Genomic DNA, 16127 nt, shown 5'->3' on the forward strand with positions numbered 1-16127 from the left:
TCCTTCTGATCCAGCAGCGGACATGAGGGCATGTTCCCCGTGCGTCAACCCGCAGGATGCTTTATGAGAAGGGCCACCATGAGCCTCTCCTTCACGAAAATGCACGGTCTGGGCAACGATTTTGTCGTCATCGATGCCCGCCAGAACGATCCCGCGCTCGCCACCGACACCATCCGCCATCTATGCGACCGGCGCTTCGGAATCGGCTGCGACCAGCTCGTTCTCTTAACTGTCCCAACGCTGGACGGGGCAGACGTGCGTGTCCGATTCTTCAATCCCGACGGTTCTGAAGCCGGAGCCTGCGGCAATGCGTCCCGCTGCGTGGCAAAATTCGTCGGTGGCACGCCCACACTCCAGACGGCTGCCGGTCTTCTTCCCACAGCACGCGACGGCGATCTTTTCACGATCGATATGGGCGTACCCCGTCTGGACTGGCAGGACGTACCGCTCTCGCAGGCCTGCGACACGCTGCATCTCCCCCTGCATGACGCTACGGCCTGCTCGATGGGCAATCCCCATGCCACGATCTTCGGCGATGCCTCCCGCGCGGAAGCATTGGGCGCCGGGCTCGAACAGGACGCCCTGTTCCCCGAACGGGCCAATATCGGCTTCGCACAGATCCTCTCCCCGACCCATATGCGCCTGCGCGTCTGGGAACGCGGGGCCGGCCTGACACTTGCCTGCGGGTCCGGCGCCTGCGCGGCTGTCGTGAATGCCGTGCGTCGCGGCCTCACGGAGCGCACCTGCACCGTCACCATGGATGGCGGCGACCTAAAAATCACCTGGCGCGCGGACGGTCACGTCCTCATGACAGGCCCCGCCGTCACGGTTTTCCACGGAACAACGGCGTGACCGCCTCCGTCCTGACCTTCGGCTGTCGCCTGAACGCGCATGAAAGCGACGGCATGGCCCATCATGCACGCGGCCAGACCGACACGATCATCGTCAACACCTGCGCCGTGACGACCACGGCCGAACGGCAGGCGCGACAGGCCATTCGTCGGGCGCATCGCGAAAATCCGGATGCCAAAATCGTCGTGACCGGCTGCGCTTCCGACATCGCACCGGCTCGCTGGGCCGAACTGCCGGGCGTGGTTCGCGTCGTCCCCAACGAAGACAAGCTCAAACCCGCCATCTGGGGGGATAACGGCCCCGGCCTGCCGCCGTCACGTCATGCCCGCGCCCTTCTTCAGGTGCAGCAGGGCTGCGATCATCGCTGCACCTTCTGCATCATCCCCTATGGCCGGGGCGATTCCCGCTCCACGCCCATTGAAGATGCCATCGCGCGCGCCGAGGCTCTTGTCGAAGCCGGTCATCAGGAAATTGTCCTGACCGGAGTGGATATTGCCTCCTGGCAAGACACCGCAGGCAAGGGGCTGGGCGCATTATGCCGCGAACTACTGCGCCGTGTTGAAGGCGTCCGGCGTCTGCGCCTGTCATCCATCGACCCTGTTCTTCTGGATGTGAAGACGGGCGATGCGGATCTGTGGTGGCTGCTGGAAAACGAACCCCGTCTGATGCCGCATCTACACCTGTCCTTACAGGCCGGATCGGACCTCATTCTCAAGCGCATGAAACGCCGCCACGATACCGGAGGGGTCGCAGCCACACTGCGCCGCGTCCGCTCCATGCGTCCGGAAACAGGTGTGGGCGCTGATCTGATCGCGGGGTTCCCTACGGAAACGGAGGCTCTCTTCGAAGAGACCCGCGCCTTCATCGAAGAGCAGCAGATCCCTTTCCTGCATGTCTTTCCCTACAGCGAACGCCCCGGCACCCCTGCGGCACGGATGCCCGCCGTTCCCAACGCCGAACGCCAGCAACGCGCGGCCCGACTCCGCGACGTGGGCGATAGAAACCGTGACCGTTTTCTCGAACGCCTCATCGGCACGGACTTCGATATTCTCGCCGAAACGCCCAATCGCGGCCATTCCCCCGAATTCGCCGCCATCCGCCTCGTCGGCGACGCCCCCGCACCAGTGCGGGGCAGTTTCGTCCCCGTCCGAGCTACCGGGCTGGAAAACGGAACACTTCTGGCAGAAATCCGCACCTGAAACACATTCAGGTCTTCCTGTGCTCTTGACGTCCGGCCCGACCTGTCCGAACTCCCATGCATGGCTGGATTTTTCTCACGACTCAAACAGGGTCTTTCACGCTCGAGTTCGCGTCTCGGCGCCGTCTTCACCCATCGCAAGCTGGACGAAACGGCTCTAGAGGAACTCGAGGACGAACTGATCGCGGCAGACCTCGGCCCCGCCGTCGCCGAACGCGTGATCGAAAACTTCCGGAGCACGCGCTTCGGCAAGGACGTGACCAGCGACGAAATCCGAGAAACCCTCGCGACCGAAATCGCCCGTGTTCTGGAGCCGGTTGCAGTTCCTTTCGAGCCCGATCCGGCGAAAAAGCCCCATGTCGTTCTGGTGGTCGGGGTCAATGGCGTCGGCAAGACCACGACCATCGGCAAGATGGCCCGCCTCTATACTGAAGAAGGCAAATCCGTGATGCTGGTTGCGGGAGATACCTTCCGCGCCGCCGCTGTCGAACAACTCGAAGTCTGGGGCAAACGCGCCAATGTGCCGGTCATTGCCGGAAAGCACGGTGCCGATGCAGCGGGACTAGCCTATGACGGCCTCAAGCGCGCAACGGAAGCCGGAACCGACCTGCTCCTGATCGACACTGCCGGACGCCTGCACAACAAGGGCGCGCTGATGGAAGAACTGGCCAAGGTCATCCGCGTCATGCAGAAATTCGACGAGACAGCGCCGCACTCCGTCCTGCTGGTACTGGATGCCACGACAGGTCAGAACGCCGTCGAACAGGTCCGCGTGTTCCGGGAGCTGGTCAACGTGACTGGCCTGATCGTAACCAAGCTGGATGGCTCTGCGCGCGGTGGCATCGTCGTTGCCCTTGCCGAACAGTTCAAGCTGCCGGTTCATATGGTCGGCGTCGGGGAACAGGCTGAAGACCTCCGCCCCTTCTCGGCTCAGGACTATGCCAAAGGTCTGGTCGGCGGTTCCAACGATCTGGCATCAAGACTGATGGAAACCTCGGTCGAAGATACGTCCGCAGTCGAATAAGACGTCAGGCTCTGCGATCTGGAGGATGGCTCAGTTCGCAGGAGCACCTTCGTCCGAAGACATCCATTCGTCTTGGAGATACGCGATCCGTTTTTCGATGGATTTGCGCTCGCGTCGCGCCACTTCCGCATTCCAGAGCCGCCCACCAATGGCTGAAGCCTCCGCCACAAGCCACGCCGCACCAGCCGCCAGCCAGTCCAGAGCCAACGTTACGGGTTGGGTAATCTGCGCGATGCAGGTCTCCCAATCGCCGTTGGCCGCCCAGGCTTCGTGCAGGGGATGTACCATGACCGCGCCAACATAAAACAGAACGATCATGAGACGCTGGCCATCAGCGTTCGGATCAAACAGTTTCAGAGCCACCAGAGGCAACAGCAGCACACCGGCAACAAGCAGACTTCCGGGCACATAGGACAGCATCAGGCCAATGATGATTCCGTGCCACCACCGAAATCCCGGAGCACGGAGCGTTCCCGCTTCTGCCGACCTAACAGACGCCATAAATCTTCCTCACTGGCAGAATTCCAGCCAGATACTTGCCATTGCGACTGCGATGCCTGTCAGAAGAGAAAAGAACTCACCGGAGTTTCGCGCCTCGCGATCATTGGCGGCTTTGCGTTCAGGCGCTTCATCGAGAACACGCATCAGATTGCTGATTTCGGCTTCGGCTTCCTGAGCCTGCCTCTGGTCCAGCCGCAGACCCGTTGGATCGTTGACCGTTGCCAGAAAGACGCCCAGATTTCCGTTTTCGGCTGCTTTTCCCAGACGCACGCGCCGACGGGCACGCGCACTCTTGCTCCGCCACTGGCGCAGCTCCGCCTCAAGCAGAGGCAAAGCCCGCTGCGCCAGAAAACTGAGTGGCGCGGTGTCGAATTTCCTCTGAACTGCTGCGAGCAGGGTCAGATCCGCCAGCCAGCCTGGCAACCCGGCTTTCTGTGATTGCGACAACGGAACAACTCCCTGACGCGCGCAATGCGCCTCAAGGAAAGAGCGCATCTGATCATCCAGAAAACCGCTTCGCCCCAGCATGTCATCCGGCAGGTCTTCAATGCCCACATGGCGGTTCAGCCACTGCAACAGCCCTTCCGGCACGGAGATCCGCGCATCCAGACATTTTTTTGAAAGACACGGAAGATAACTGTTCATCTCATAGGGGAAACGCCTGACCAGTTCCGCTCCTTTAAGAGCTATCCGCCGCGCTGCCGTCGACAACGCCGTGATCTGCCGCCCCTGTCTCTGCGGAAGATGGGCCGACAGGAAGGCATCCGGGTTCCCCGCCATAAAGCTCAGGATATTGCGGACCGTTCGTTCATCGTCCGGGTTATCAGGCCTAACGGTTGCCTGAACCATCATCTGTGGCAACGCCTCGGGCCAGAACCATATTCCTCCCCAAAACATGGGCGCAGCGGGATCAAGCACGGAAATCGCGTGTGTGATGACCATCGTCGCAGGATCGACCGCCTTGCTTCCGCCCGCCGGAAGAAACGAAGCGCTGGCCTGTTCGATCAGGCTCGCCATCACCGAGAGCTCAAGCTCCCCATGGAGCCAGTTACTGACGACTTTCCTTTGCAGCAGCGCGGAAAACTCGGTGGGATGACGCCCCGCGTACCATGCCAGGGCCTGAGGCGTATGCACGGCGTTTCCGCCGATCATGAGCGGAATGCGGGCGGGAACGACCGGGCGGACCGTAAAAACCTTGCTCGGCGCTATCGTCACCAGATCGCGTGGAGAAGGGCGATTATGCGGATCATCCGCCAGCATGGCGGTCAGGAGGGACCGCAGCCCGACAGGAACTTTCTGGTCCTGCATATAAGCCGCAGGCGTACCGATCTCGAAGCGCCGTTTGAGGATATCTGCGTCGGACAGTCCTTCAAGAGGCAGTTTCCCAATCGCAAGCGCGAGGATAATCACACCCAGCGAGAAGATGTCGCAATCCGTCGTCCCCTCGCCCCGCGCAGACGGACGGCAGACCGCCGAAGACAGGGATTCGAACAGAACAGGCTGTTTTTCAGCAGGCGCGGTAACACCCAATGGCCCGAGCACGACTTTGTGCAGTCCCTGCCCGACGAACATGTTGTCCGGGCGGATGCTGCGGCAGGTCAGATTGGCTGCTTCCAGCTTCTGGAGAAGCCCGGCAAACGGGCGGATGACGCCATCAATCAGCTGGCTCTCGGTCCACAGACCGAGACTTTCAGCAAGAGACGGGCCGGGAGGATGGGGACAGAGAACCCATAAAGCACCCTGGCAGTATTCATGGGTCTGAATCGGAATCACGCTCTCATGACGAAAGAACATGAATTCGGAAAGACGGGCGGAAGGCACGAAGGGAGCCAGTGCAAGATAGGACGCCCCGGAGGCCGTCATGTCCTGCGCGCCATATGTCGCACAACCACCGAAATCAGGCTGTTTGTGATCCAGGCTGATCAGATACCGCTCGGCAATGAGCAGTTCCTGGCTGTTATCTGCCTGCGTGTCGGCCATCGAAATCCCGCTGTTTCCCTGTCCGGTCCTTTTGTGCCGGACAGGGATTGAGACTTCGTTAATGCAACGACCGATTCCGGTCGTGAGAGATCAGTCTTCGAACGGATCGCGCATCAGGATGGTGTCGTCGCGTTCCGGGCTGGTGGACAGCAGCGTCACCGGAGCTTCGATCAGTTCCTCGATGCGGCGGACATATTTGATGGCCTGGGCGGGCAGCTCGGCCCAGGATCGTGCGCCAGCGGTCGTTTCTTTCCAGCCCGGCATCGTTTCATAAACCGGCTTGACGCGAGACTGCGCGCCCGGAGCGGACGGGAAGGTTTCGATTTTCTGCCCGTCCAGCTCATAGCCCACGCAGATCGAAATCTCGTCCAGACCATCCAGAACGTCCAGCTTCGTCAGGGCGATGCCGCTGACGCCACCGACGCGAACGGCGCGACGGATCAGAACCGCATCGAACCAGCCGCAACGGCGGGGACGGCCTGTGACAGTGCCGAATTCATGACCACGCTCCCCGAGGGTCCGGCCGGTCTGGTCATGCAGTTCGGTCGGGAACGGTCCCTCGCCCACGCGGGTCGTGTAAGCCTTGGCAATTCCGAGCACGAAGCCTACGGAAGACGGGCTGACACCGCTGCCCGAAGCTGCCACAGCCGCAACCGTGTTGGAGCTCGTGACATACGGATAGGTGCCGTGATCGACGTCCAGCATGACAGCCTGCGCACCTTCGAACAGGATGCGACGACCGGCGCGACGGGCTTCGTCCAGACGGTCCCAGACCTGGCAGGAGAACGGCAGAAGGCGCGGCGTGATCTCGGTCAGGAAGTCCTTGAGCTGCTCCTTCGTGAAGGTCTCGGCACCCAGACCGGCCAGCAGCGTGTTGTGATGCAGGAGCAGTTCGTCCAGCTTCCAGTCCAGCGTCTCGGGCTCGGCCAGATCGCAGATACGGATGGCGCGACGGGCGACCTTGTCTTCATAGGCTGGGCCGATGCCACGACCGGTCGTGCCGATCTTATGCTCACCACGGACAGCTTCACGGGCACGGTCGAGCGCGCCATGCACCGGCAGGATCAGCGGAGCGTTCTCGGCAATCCACAGCGTCTCGGGCGTCACGACGAGGCCCTGCGCGGTCACGCGGTCGATCTCGGTCATCAGGGCTTTCGGGTCCACGACGACGCCATTGCCAATCACGCCGATCTTGCCGCGCACCAGACCGGACGGCAGCAGGGACAGCTTGTAGACCTGATCGCCCACGACCAGCGTGTGACCGGCATTGTGGCCCCCCTGAAAGCGGACAACGATATCGGCACGGCTGGCGAGCCAGTCGACGATTTTGCCTTTACCCTCGTCTCCCCACTGGGTTCCGATCACGGTGACGTTGGACATGAGCTGACTTCCTAGAACTGACAATACGAGACGGGAGAAACGAAAGGGACCGGCAAGGTCAGAGCGGCTGGGCCGCCTCGTCCTTCCAGACATGGGTGCAACGCAGATGCTGCGCCTGAGCGAGCGCGTTCTCGTCATGAGACAGGGCGGACACCGTGGCATAACCGGCCTTGTGCAAGCCTGAAAGACGGGATGCGTCCAGATCGACGGGCACATAACAGCGCGGGCGCGACGCAGGCACCGGGGCTGCACGCAAAAGGGCCTGCGGGCGGAGCGTCAGACCGCAGGCAGGCTCCTGCCCAGCCAGATAGCGTCCACCGCGCCCCAACTCCTCACGCGAACTGGTCGAAAATACCGTTACGCAAAGACCGGTATGATAGCGCCAGCCCCGGAAATCCACGGGATCAATCGTCAGGCGCAGATCGGGGCTGCGCTCGCGGATCGCCGCCACGGAGGCTGCGAGACGTTCGAAATGTCCGGCAATGTCCTTGGGATAATCCAGTTCCGCCAGCAGATCCAGCGCACGATCGGCGGGACCCGCAGCGCGCAGCATGACGGCCAGCATCTCCGCAATCGGGCCACCCAGTTCCGCCACCGCACTGGCATCCTTGCGATCCAGCGCATGGAGCAGGGGTTCGCGATCTGCTTCGGGGATAACGCCTTCGATCAGACCCAGCGACAGAGCGGGCATGGACAGATCGAACGATACCCCCTCGATCCCCAGTTCCGCAAGCGCCTTTGCACCGAGCGCAATAACTTCCGCATCCGCCTGCGCACTATCGGGGCCGATCAGTTCGATGCCGGCCTGCGAGACCTGACGGTCAGCCTCGCGGCCCGGCGTACCGACAACGATGCAGCTTCCCGAATAGGACAGGCGCAGGGGACGGGGCGCGTCCTGAAGACGGATGCTCGCGATCCGGGCGATCTGCGTCGTCATGTCCGGGCGCAGCGCCATCATACGATGCGAGTTCGGGTCCATCAGGCGGAAGGTCTGGGGAGCAAGGGACTCCCCCGAACCACCCAGAAGAGAACTTTCAAACTCCAGCAAAGGCGGGCGAACACGCTGATAGCCGTGACGGGAAAACGCTTCCATCACGCTGGCAATGCCACGGGCTTCGGCTTCAGCCTCACCGGGCAACAGATCCGCAAAACCGGACGGAAGCAGGGCAGAGCTTGGGCTTTCGGAATACAGACTCATGCCGAAAACTCCAGACGGGTCTGTTCATGCGCCCAGTCGAGCCAGGGCAGCAGCGCTTCAATATCAGCTGTCTCGACCGTCGCCCCACCCCAGATCCGCAGACCGGCGGGGGCATCGCGATAGGCAGCTAGATCGTAACCGGCATCTTCCTTTGCAACGAGACCAGTCAGATGCTTGACCGCCTTGCCCTTCGCCTCGTCAGACAGGCTTTCAAACCACGGCGCCGTGATTTTCAGACAGATGGACGTGCTGGACCGGGTCTCTTCCCGGACAGAGAGGAACGACACCCAGTCCGCCGTTTCGATCCATTGGGCAACAGCCGCCAGATTTTGCTGCGAGCGGGCTTTCAGGGCGGAAAGACCGCCGATCTGTTCGGCCCAGCGCAGACCGTCCAGCGCGTCCTCAACGCAGAGCATGGACGGCGTGTTGATCGTATCGCCTTCGAAAATGGCTTCGATCAGGCCCTTTTTATTAGCCAGACGAAAAATCTTGGGCAGCGGACGCGGGGAGGGTTGCGACAGACGGGCAGCGGCACGCGGACTGAGCGCCACCATGCCATGCGCGGCCTCGCCACCCAATGCCTTCTGCCAGGACCAGGTCACGATATCGAGCCGATCCCAGGGCAGATCCATCGCAAAGGCGGCGGATGTGGCGTCACAGATGACCAGACCTTCGTGTTCGACCGGAATGGCGTCAGCATCGGGAATGCAGACACCCGACGTCGTGCCGTTCCATGTCAGAACGACATCGCGGCTCCAGTCCACGGTCGTCAGATCCGGCAGTGCGCCATAAGGTGCGTCCAGAACGCGCAGATCTTCAATTTTCAGAACGTCACGCAGATCCTGCGCCCAGGTTCCAGAAAAGCTTTCAAAGGACAGGACGTCGATTCCGCGCTCACCGGCGAGCGCCCACAGAATCATTTCCACGGCCCCCGTATCGGAGGCCGGAACGATTCCCACGCGCCAGTCCGACGGAATACCGAGCAGGTCTTTGGAGCGGGTGATAACCTCTTTAAGGCGCGCACGGCCCTCGGGCGCGCGGTGTGATCGGCCCAGCAGGGCCTGATCCAGACCGGTCAGAGTCCATCCGGGACGCTTGGCGCAAGGACCTGAAGAGAAGAACGGGCGAGAGGGTTTGACAGTCGGCTTGGACATGCGCGTTCCGGGCTGATCGGTCCTGAGGTCATTCCGGCAGAAAATGACCGTTCATGGTGCGAGAGAGGGGACTCGAACCCCTATGCCTTTCGGCGGTCGATTTTGAGCCGACTGCGTCTACCGTTCCGCCACTCTCGCGCGGGCAGCCCGGACCCTAATGCATTCCCCGCAAAAGGGCCAGAGTGCAAAATCCGGGCCGTGTGAAATAACGTGCCTTACAGGCCCAGCATCAACAGCAGGTTCTGGATGGCCGCGCCCGAAGCCCCCTTGCCCAGATTGTCCAGCCGCGCGGTCAGAACGGCCTGTTCGCCGTTATGATGCACCCGCAGTTCCATATCGTCGGTATGAGCCAGAGTGTCCGCCAAAAGCTGCGTCTCGGCGGGCACAACACGCACATGGGCGCATCCGGCATAGGCGTCCTGAAGCACGGCTTCGATCTCGGCCGCCGAAGGCTGACCGGGCAGGTCGTTCAGATGCAGCGGGATGGACACGATCATGCCCTGCGGAAAATGCCCGACCGACGGCACGAAAATCGGCTGGCGCGTCAGGCCGGAATAGTGCCGGATTTCCGGCAGATGCTTGTGCTTGAGGTTCAGCCCATACAGGAAAAACGCCGGACCGCCGTTCTTCTCATGCTCCTCGATCGCTACGCGGCCTGCGCCGCTATAGCCCGAGACAGCGTTGATCGAGACGGGATGATCGGCCGGGAGCAATCCTGCCCGGACCAGAGGCCGCATCAGGGCAATGGCACCCGTCGGATAACAGCCGGGATTGGCAACAAACCGCGCGCCTTTGATCGCAGCTGCCTGTTCCGCATCCATTTCAGGAAAGCCGTAAATCCAGCCATCCGCGATCCGATGCGCGGTGCTGGCATCCAGAATCCGGACATCCAGCCCCTCCGCCAGCGCCACGGTTTCGCAGGCGGCTTCATCCGGCAGACACAGGATAGCGACATCGGCCTGTTCGAGCATGGAGCGACGGGCGGCCTTGTCCTTGCGCAGTTCCGACGCAATCGACAGGATTTCCAGACCATAGGACGCCGGAAGTGCCTCGATCCGCTGGCGGATTCCCAGACCCGTCGTGCCTGCTTCTCCATCAATGAAAATGCGTGCCATGCGCCAGAGACCCCGTCTGAAAATCCGTTCCGGAAGACGTTTTACGTCGGGAATGTCAGGCTGTCACGCGCGGGGCGCATCCGGCGCTTTCATCCATAAGGCGGCACGGCTATGAACCTCTGAGCACGATAACAACAGGATCTTCCCATGCCCCAGTCCAACCGGCCGTCCTCCCCGCCGTCCCCACGGCAGATCGACCGCCTGCTGGACATCATGAAGCGCCTGCGGGACCCGCAAGGCGGCTGCCCCTGGGACGTGGAACAGACCCCCGCCACGATCGCCCCCTTCGCAATCGAGGAAGCCTATGAAGTCATGGACGCCATCGCCCGTGACGACCGCGAGGCCATCCCCGACGAACTCGGGGACCTGCTGCTTCAGGTCGTCTTTCAGGCCCAGATGGCGCAGGAAGCGGGCCACTTCGATTTCGAGACTGTGGCAGGACTGATCGCCGACAAGCTCGTGCGCCGTCACCCGCATGTTTTCGGCGATGCGGCTCTGGATGACGATTCCTGGGAGCGGGAAAAAGACGCCGAACGCCAACGCAAAGCCGAATATGGCGCACTGGCTGGTGTTGCCCTCCCCCTCCCCGCCCTGATGCGCGCCGCAAAACTGAGCCGCCGCGCCGCCCGCGTGGGTTTCGACTGGGACGACCCCACCGGCATTCTCGACAAGGTTCATGAAGAAATCGACGAACTGAAAGCCGAACTCGGCGGGGACCGGGACCGCATCGAGGACGAACTGGGCGACGTTTTGTTCACCGTTGCAAGTCTGGCCCGCAAACTGGATATCGACCCCGAAGCGGCCCTGCGCCGAAGCAATGCCAAGTTCACCCGCCGCTTTGAAGCGATGGAAGCCATGCTTGCGCGGAGGGGGCAGACCATGGCCGAGCAGGATCTGCCAACCATGGAAGCACTCTGGCAGGAAGCAAAGACACTTCCCGGCATGAAATGATGCCTTGATTACAGGTTATGCCTTCCCTGCGAATGAAACCGTCGCGAATACCATAACCGAATACACTCCGTATCACTCGGTTACAGGAGCCCTTATCCTTTCTTAACCTTCTCATCCGAAACTGGTCTTCGTTTCTTCCCAACGGAGTCTTTTCATCATGACAGGCATTTCTTCCATCGGCTCTTCCGCCATGAGCAGCCTTTACAGCGCGAGCAGCGCGTCGTCTTCCAGCGCATCCTCATCGTCCAGCAGCAGTTCCTCCACGCAGGAAACCACGACAACCAAACTGAATGCCGACGGCTCCACGACGACCATCGTCGAGGACGCCCAGGGAAACATCATTTCCAAGACGACTTCCGGCGGATCTTCGAACTCCGGCTCCAGCAGCGATACAAGCCATCTGCTCAGCGTTTCGGCCTGAAACGCACACCTGCTACACAAAAAGATACGTCAGGCCCGCGGGTCTGACGTTTTCATGCGGGCCGAACCTGCTAGAGAACGTTCCCATGACGGACGATCTCGCCCCCTTCGATTTCGAACTCCCTCGCGATCACATCGCGACGGAACCTGCACGCCCGCGTGACAGTGCAACGCTGCTGCATGTCCGGCCCGGTCTGGCGCCGGATCCGCACATGATCCGCGACCTGCCGAATTTCCTGCGAGAAGGCGATCTGCTGATTGCCAACAATACAGCCGTCATCCGCGCCCAGCTTGCCGCCACGCGCGGAGAGGCCAAGATCGGCCTGACGCTCGACCGGATTCTGGCGAATGGAAGCTGGCATGCTCTGGCGCGCAATTCGCGCAAGCTGAAGCCGCAGGATATCCTGCATTTCGGAGACGATCCCGTCACGGCAACCGTTGTGGAAAATGAAGGCGATGGCGCGGTCAGCATCCGCTTTTCGGTCGAGGGAGACGATTTCGACGCGTTTCTTGAGCGGGTCGGGGCGCTGGCCCTACCCCCTTATATTGAGCGCCCCTTCGGCCCGACAAAGCAGGACGATGCGGACTACCGCACCATTTTCTCGCAGTATCGCGGTGCGGTCGCAGCGCCGACGGCTGGCCTGCATTTCACACCTGAACTGCTGACTGCGCTGGACGCAAAAGGCATCCAGCGCCGGACCCTGACGCTTCATGTCGGCGCAGGCACATTCCTGCCCGTCCGCTCCACGATCGCCGAGCATAAAATGCATGCAGAATGGGGCGAGATCGACGCTGAAACCGCAGACGCCATCAACGAAACCCGTGCGCGTGGTGGCCGGATCATCGCCGTCGGCACAACCTCGCTTCGTCTTCTGGAAAGCGCGGCCCGCGAGGACGGGACCGTCGCTCCGTGGCGTGGCGAGACCTCCATTTTCATCAAGCCCGGATACCGCTTCAAAGCGGTGGACGTCCTGATGACGAACTTCCATCTGCCGCGTTCGACGCTGTTCATGCTCGTCTGCGCGTTCAGCGGCACCGAGACCATGCGTGAGGCCTATGCCTACGCCATCGCCAACGGATTGCGGTTCTATTCGTATGGCGATGCCTGCCTGCTGGAGCGCGCGCCATGAGCGATCATCAAACCGATCAAGCCACCAAAATGACCTGGGTACCCGAAGCAACCTGCGGCATGGCGCGCGCGGGCCATCTGCACACCCGCCACGGCACAGTCCCGACCCCAACCTTCATGCCGGTCGGCACCGTCGGCACGGTCAAGGGCATGACAATGGACGCCGTGCGCTCCACGGGTGCGGGCATCGTTCTGGGCAACACCTATCATCTGATGCTGCGCCCCACGGCGGACCGTGTGCAGAAGCTGGGCGGCCTGCACAGAATGATGGACTGGCCCGGCCCGATCCTGACCGATTCCGGCGGATTTCAGGTCATGTCACTCGGCGCGCTGCGCAAGCTCGATGAAGACGGCGTGACGTTCCGCTCACATATCGACGGCAGCAAGCACCGCCTGACACCGGAAATCTCGACCGACATCCAGTTCAAGCTCGATGCGACCATCACCATGGCGTTCGACGAATGTCCGGCCCTGCCCGCCACACCCGAAGCCCTGCGCAAATCCATGGAAATGTCCATGCGCTGGGCCGCCCGCTCCCGCGAGGCTTTCGTGGCGCGTGAGGGATACGGTCAGTTCGGCATCGTGCAGGGCGGCACCGAGCGGGACTTACGCGAATATTCCATCAAGGCCCTGACCGAGATTGGCTTTGAAGGCTATGCGATCGGCGGTCTGGCCGTGGGCGAAGGCCAGGAACTGATGTTCTCGACGCTGGATTTCACCACACCGATGCTGCCGCAGGATAAGGCGCGGTATCTGATGGGCGTCGGTACGCCAGACGATCTGCTGGGCGCGGTTATGCGCGGTGTGGATATGTTCGACTGCGTGATGCCCTCGCGCGCGGGTCGCACGGCCCGCGCCTATACCGAGCGCGGCGCCATCAATCTGCGCAATGCCCGCTTCGCCGAAGACACGCGCCCGCTAACACCCCATGACGACACACCCGTCGCCGGGCGCTACAGCCGTGCCTATCTGCATCATCTGTTCCGCGCGAACGAAATGCTCGGCCCGATGCTGCTGACATGGCATAATCTGGCCTATTACCAGCGCCTGATGCGCCAGATCCGCGCCGCCATCGTGGATGGCACGCTGGATGCTCTGGCCGTAAAGCTGCGCAAAGACTGGGCCAAAGGCGACTGGACCGAAGACGAATGGCCGATGCCGGATCTGGCTCTGTAAGCTGGGGCTTTGCCCCAGACCCCACAAAGGGACGCGGTCCCTTTGATCCCGATTCAATAAATTGGGGTGAAGGGGTCTCGACCCCTTCCGGGTGCAGGGCAGAGCCCTGCCTCACCTTCAGAAAGACCCTTCGATGCGCAACGTCGTTTCCGCTTTCATTCTAGGCACCGCTCTCGCAACCGGAACGGCCCTCGCTGCGCCGGAAGAAATCCGCGTTCTGGTCGTGGCGAACTTCGAAGTCGGACACGATACGGGTGACACACCCGGCGAATATCAGGACTGGGTGGAACGTCTGCATCTGGACGAAACCGTCCCCATCCGCGGCGTCCCGGACCAGCTCCGCCGCAATAAGAATGGCGTGTACGGCATCGTCCTGCGCCATGGCGATATGGATCTGCACGCATTGGCGCTGGATCCACGCTTTGACCTGCACCATACTTACTGGCTGTTCACCGGCATTTCCGGCGTCAATCCGAATATGGCGTCAGTGGGAAGTGTGGCCTGGGCGCAATGGGTTGTGGATGCGGACGCCCTGCGCGAAATCGACGACCGCACCATTCCGAAGGGCTGGCCATACGGACTCTACGCCATTGGTGCAAGCCGTCCGGACACCCTGCCCGACAATCCGAACCATTATGGCTCCGTGACGGATGTGGCGCAGTTGACCAAGGCCTATCCGCTCAACCGTGGTCTGGCGCGCTGGGCTTTTGCCCTGAGCCAGAACGTAAAACTCTCGGATGATCCGGTGATTGCCGAACGTCGCAGAGCGTGGGCCGGTTATCCGCAGGCGCAGAAGCCGCCGATGGTGCTGATGGGCGAGACGCTGGGTACCGAGCGTTACTGGCATGGCGCGGAGCGCAACCGCTGGGCCGAAAACTGGGTCACGATGTGGACGAAAGGTCAGGGACATTTCGTCATGACCAATGAGGAAAGCCAGCACTACCAGTACGATATGCGGCTGCTGGCACGACTGGGCTATGTTGATCCGGAGCGGATTATGGTCCTGCGCTCAGGCAGCAATTTCGATATGCCCCCGCCCGGCGTTTCAGTAACGGCGTCCATGGGAGACGAAGGACCGGGGCAGGCCGTCGCCTATGACAACAACGAACGCGCTGGAGAGCCGGTCGTGCGCGAACTGGCCACACACTGGGACCGCTACCGCGACCACGTTCCGACACGCTGACCAGAGGTCGCAGCCCGGGTTTTTGCGGTCGGATAAAACCGGTTTTGATCCAGCAGCGTGACGGTCATGAAGGCGACGTAAAGCAGCAGGTACCACGATCCCATCTTGCTGAAACCGACCATCTGGTGCCTGTGCTGCCCCGCATAGCGCCAGATGCCGCTCGTCGTGCAGACATTCTCGGCAATCCAGAGCGCAACACTCGACAGGAACGCGGCCAAAGGCAGTGGCATCCACCAGTCGCGCTGCGTGATCCGGAAATGGATTATGGTGCGACCATAGACCGCGAGCGTGCCCATAAAGAGCCCATATCGAAGGTCGGGAATGAAATGATGCGAGAAGAAGTTGACGTAAATCAGCAGCGCCAGGCCGAATGTCTGCCAGAACGGCGGATAGGGGATGAAGCGCATATCGAAAATACGGATGGCGCGCGCCATGTAGCTGCCGACGCTGGCATACATGAAGCCTGAAAACAGCGGCACATCCATCACGCGGAAAAAACAGGGTTCGGGATAGCCCCAGGCGCCCACGCGGACTTTAAACCACTCCATGGCCGTTCCCGTCAGATGGAACAGCACGATGACGCGCGCTTCCGTCCAGGTTTCCAGCTTCAGTGCAAGGAAAAGAAGCTGGACCACGATGGCGAACACGAACAGCGCATCATAGCGGTGCACCGGCCATGCGGGCTGCCAGAAAACGCGCGTGAGCAGGGCCGCCCCCAGCAAGAGGCCGCCAAACAGCGCGGCCCAGCCCTGTTTGAGCACGAACAGGATAGCATCCCGCAGGACAGGTGGCAGCCGATTTCGTGCCCAGCTCCCCATCCGACGTTCAAGAACACCGGTCTGGAGAGGCGGCTGATCAGACATGCT

General features: G+C 61.6%; 15 protein-coding genes and 1 tRNA gene. 8 read left to right on the top strand and 8 right to left on the bottom strand.

Going from position 1 to position 16127, the window contains the following annotated elements; genetic code table 11:
- Positions 1-78 precede the first annotated feature (78 nt).
- From dapF to ftsY, 3 genes are read left to right on the top strand one after another with little or no spacing between them, the layout of a single operon-like run.
- Positions 79-852, top strand: a complete 774-nt coding sequence (gene dapF / locus JK213_RS13090) for a diaminopimelate epimerase (RefSeq protein ID WP_211571739.1) — start codon at positions 79-81, stop codon at positions 850-852.
- Positions 849-2051, top strand: a complete 1203-nt coding sequence (locus JK213_RS13095; RefSeq protein ID WP_194263153.1) for a radical SAM protein — start codon at positions 849-851, stop codon at positions 2049-2051. Before dapF ends, JK213_RS13095 begins: the two co-directional genes overlap by 4 nt.
- Before the next feature lie 60 nt (positions 2052-2111).
- Positions 2112-3074 (top strand): signal recognition particle-docking protein FtsY, encoded by a 963-nt coding sequence (gene ftsY / locus JK213_RS13100; protein WP_194263154.1) that lies wholly within the window; start codon positions 2112-2114, stop codon positions 3072-3074.
- A 30-nt stretch (positions 3075-3104) separates the two neighbouring features.
- On the opposite strand, the gene JK213_RS13105 is transcribed toward ftsY, so the two are convergent.
- The 7 genes from JK213_RS13105 to argC form a co-directional block, all read right to left on the bottom strand.
- Positions 3105-3575, bottom strand: a complete 471-nt coding sequence (locus tag JK213_RS13105) for a hypothetical protein (RefSeq protein ID WP_194263155.1) — start codon at positions 3573-3575, stop codon at positions 3105-3107.
- A gap of 9 nt (positions 3576-3584) precedes the next feature.
- Positions 3585-5555 carry a hypothetical protein gene (locus tag JK213_RS13110; RefSeq protein ID WP_194263156.1) on the bottom strand — a complete coding sequence of 657 codons (1971 nt, stop codon included), beginning with the start codon at positions 5553-5555 and terminating at the stop codon, positions 3585-3587.
- Positions 5556-5645: 90 nt separating this feature from the next.
- Positions 5646-6935: an adenylosuccinate synthase gene (locus JK213_RS13115; protein WP_194263157.1), complete on the bottom strand. Its 1290-nt coding sequence runs from the start codon at positions 6933-6935 to the stop codon at positions 5646-5648.
- Positions 6936-6993: 58 nt separating this feature from the next.
- The gene (locus JK213_RS13120) at positions 6994-8133 is read right to left on the bottom strand and encodes an ATP phosphoribosyltransferase regulatory subunit (RefSeq protein ID WP_194263158.1); all 1140 of its coding nucleotides are present in this window, start codon (positions 8131-8133) and stop codon (positions 6994-6996) included.
- Complete coding sequence (locus JK213_RS13125) at positions 8130-9287, bottom strand: phosphoserine transaminase (protein ID WP_194263159.1); 1158 nt, start codon at positions 9285-9287, stop codon at positions 8130-8132. The genes JK213_RS13120 and JK213_RS13125 overlap by 4 nt, the downstream gene beginning before the upstream one ends.
- Positions 9288-9341: 54 nt before the next feature.
- Positions 9342-9425 (bottom strand) — tRNA-Leu (locus JK213_RS13130).
- 77 nt (positions 9426-9502) lie between these two features.
- Positions 9503-10402 (bottom strand): N-acetyl-gamma-glutamyl-phosphate reductase, encoded by a 900-nt coding sequence (argC, locus tag JK213_RS13135; protein ID WP_194263160.1) that lies wholly within the window; start codon positions 10400-10402, stop codon positions 9503-9505.
- A gap of 147 nt (positions 10403-10549) precedes the next feature.
- Here argC and mazG point away from each other — a divergent pair, with 147 nt between their 5' ends.
- The 5 genes from mazG (at position 10550) to JK213_RS13160 (ending at position 15261) form a co-directional block, all read left to right on the top strand.
- Positions 10550-11353, top strand: a complete 804-nt coding sequence (mazG, locus tag JK213_RS13140; protein WP_194263161.1) for a nucleoside triphosphate pyrophosphohydrolase — start codon at positions 10550-10552, stop codon at positions 11351-11353.
- A 157-nt stretch (positions 11354-11510) separates the two neighbouring features.
- Positions 11511-11774: a hypothetical protein gene (locus JK213_RS13145; RefSeq protein WP_194263162.1), complete on the top strand. Its 264-nt coding sequence runs from the start codon at positions 11511-11513 to the stop codon at positions 11772-11774.
- Between the two features lie 85 nt (positions 11775-11859).
- Complete coding sequence (gene queA / locus JK213_RS13150; RefSeq protein WP_194263163.1) at positions 11860-12903, top strand: tRNA preQ1(34) S-adenosylmethionine ribosyltransferase-isomerase QueA; 1044 nt, start codon at positions 11860-11862, stop codon at positions 12901-12903.
- 29 nt (positions 12904-12932) lie between these two features.
- The gene (tgt, locus tag JK213_RS13155) at positions 12933-14078 is read left to right on the top strand and encodes a tRNA guanosine(34) transglycosylase Tgt (protein WP_194263192.1); all 1146 of its coding nucleotides are present in this window, start codon (positions 12933-12935) and stop codon (positions 14076-14078) included.
- 133 nt (positions 14079-14211) lie between these two features.
- Positions 14212-15261, top strand: a complete 1050-nt coding sequence (locus JK213_RS13160) for a purine nucleoside permease (RefSeq protein ID WP_194263164.1) — start codon at positions 14212-14214, stop codon at positions 15259-15261.
- Here JK213_RS13160 and JK213_RS13165 read toward each other — a convergent pair.
- Entirely contained in the window at positions 15234-16124 is an 891-nt protein-coding gene (locus JK213_RS13165; RefSeq protein ID WP_211571740.1) for a DUF817 domain-containing protein, read from the bottom strand. The two genes, JK213_RS13160 and JK213_RS13165, sit on opposite strands and share 28 nt — an antisense overlap.
- Between the last annotated feature and the right edge of the window lie 3 nt (positions 16125-16127).

The organism is Gluconobacter sp. Dm-44, from assembly GCF_018256175.1.
GTDB lineage: Bacteria > Pseudomonadota > Alphaproteobacteria > Acetobacterales > Acetobacteraceae > Gluconobacter > Gluconobacter cadivus.

Coding starts and splice junctions, on each gene's coding strand:
- dapF (WP_211571739.1), top strand. CDS start 79: ATGAGCCTCTCCTTCACGAAAATGCACGGTCTGGGCAACGATTTTGTC.
- ftsY (WP_194263154.1), top strand. CDS start 2,112: ATGGCTGGATTTTTCTCACGACTCAAACAGGGTCTTTCACGCTCGAGT.
- JK213_RS13105 (WP_194263155.1), bottom strand. CDS start 3,575: ATGGCGTCTGTTAGGTCGGCAGAAGCGGGAACGCTCCGTGCTCCGGGA.
- JK213_RS13110 (WP_194263156.1), bottom strand. CDS start 5,555: ATGGCCGACACGCAGGCAGATAACAGCCAGGAACTGCTCATTGCCGAG.
- JK213_RS13115 (WP_194263157.1), bottom strand. CDS start 6,935: ATGTCCAACGTCACCGTGATCGGAACCCAGTGGGGAGACGAGGGTAAA.
- JK213_RS13120 (WP_194263158.1), bottom strand. CDS start 8,133: ATGAGTCTGTATTCCGAAAGCCCAAGCTCTGCCCTGCTTCCGTCCGGT.
- JK213_RS13125 (WP_194263159.1), bottom strand. CDS start 9,287: ATGTCCAAGCCGACTGTCAAACCCTCTCGCCCGTTCTTCTCTTCAGGT.
- argC (WP_194263160.1), bottom strand. CDS start 10,402: ATGGCACGCATTTTCATTGATGGAGAAGCAGGCACGACGGGTCTGGGA.
- mazG (WP_194263161.1), top strand. CDS start 10,550: ATGCCCCAGTCCAACCGGCCGTCCTCCCCGCCGTCCCCACGGCAGATC.
- JK213_RS13145 (WP_194263162.1), top strand. CDS start 11,511: ATGACAGGCATTTCTTCCATCGGCTCTTCCGCCATGAGCAGCCTTTAC.
- queA (WP_194263163.1), top strand. CDS start 11,860: ATGACGGACGATCTCGCCCCCTTCGATTTCGAACTCCCTCGCGATCAC.
- tgt (WP_194263192.1), top strand. CDS start 12,933: ATGACCTGGGTACCCGAAGCAACCTGCGGCATGGCGCGCGCGGGCCAT.
- JK213_RS13160 (WP_194263164.1), top strand. CDS start 14,212: ATGCGCAACGTCGTTTCCGCTTTCATTCTAGGCACCGCTCTCGCAACC.
- JK213_RS13165 (WP_211571740.1), bottom strand. CDS start 16,124: ATGTCTGATCAGCCGCCTCTCCAGACCGGTGTTCTTGAACGTCGGATG.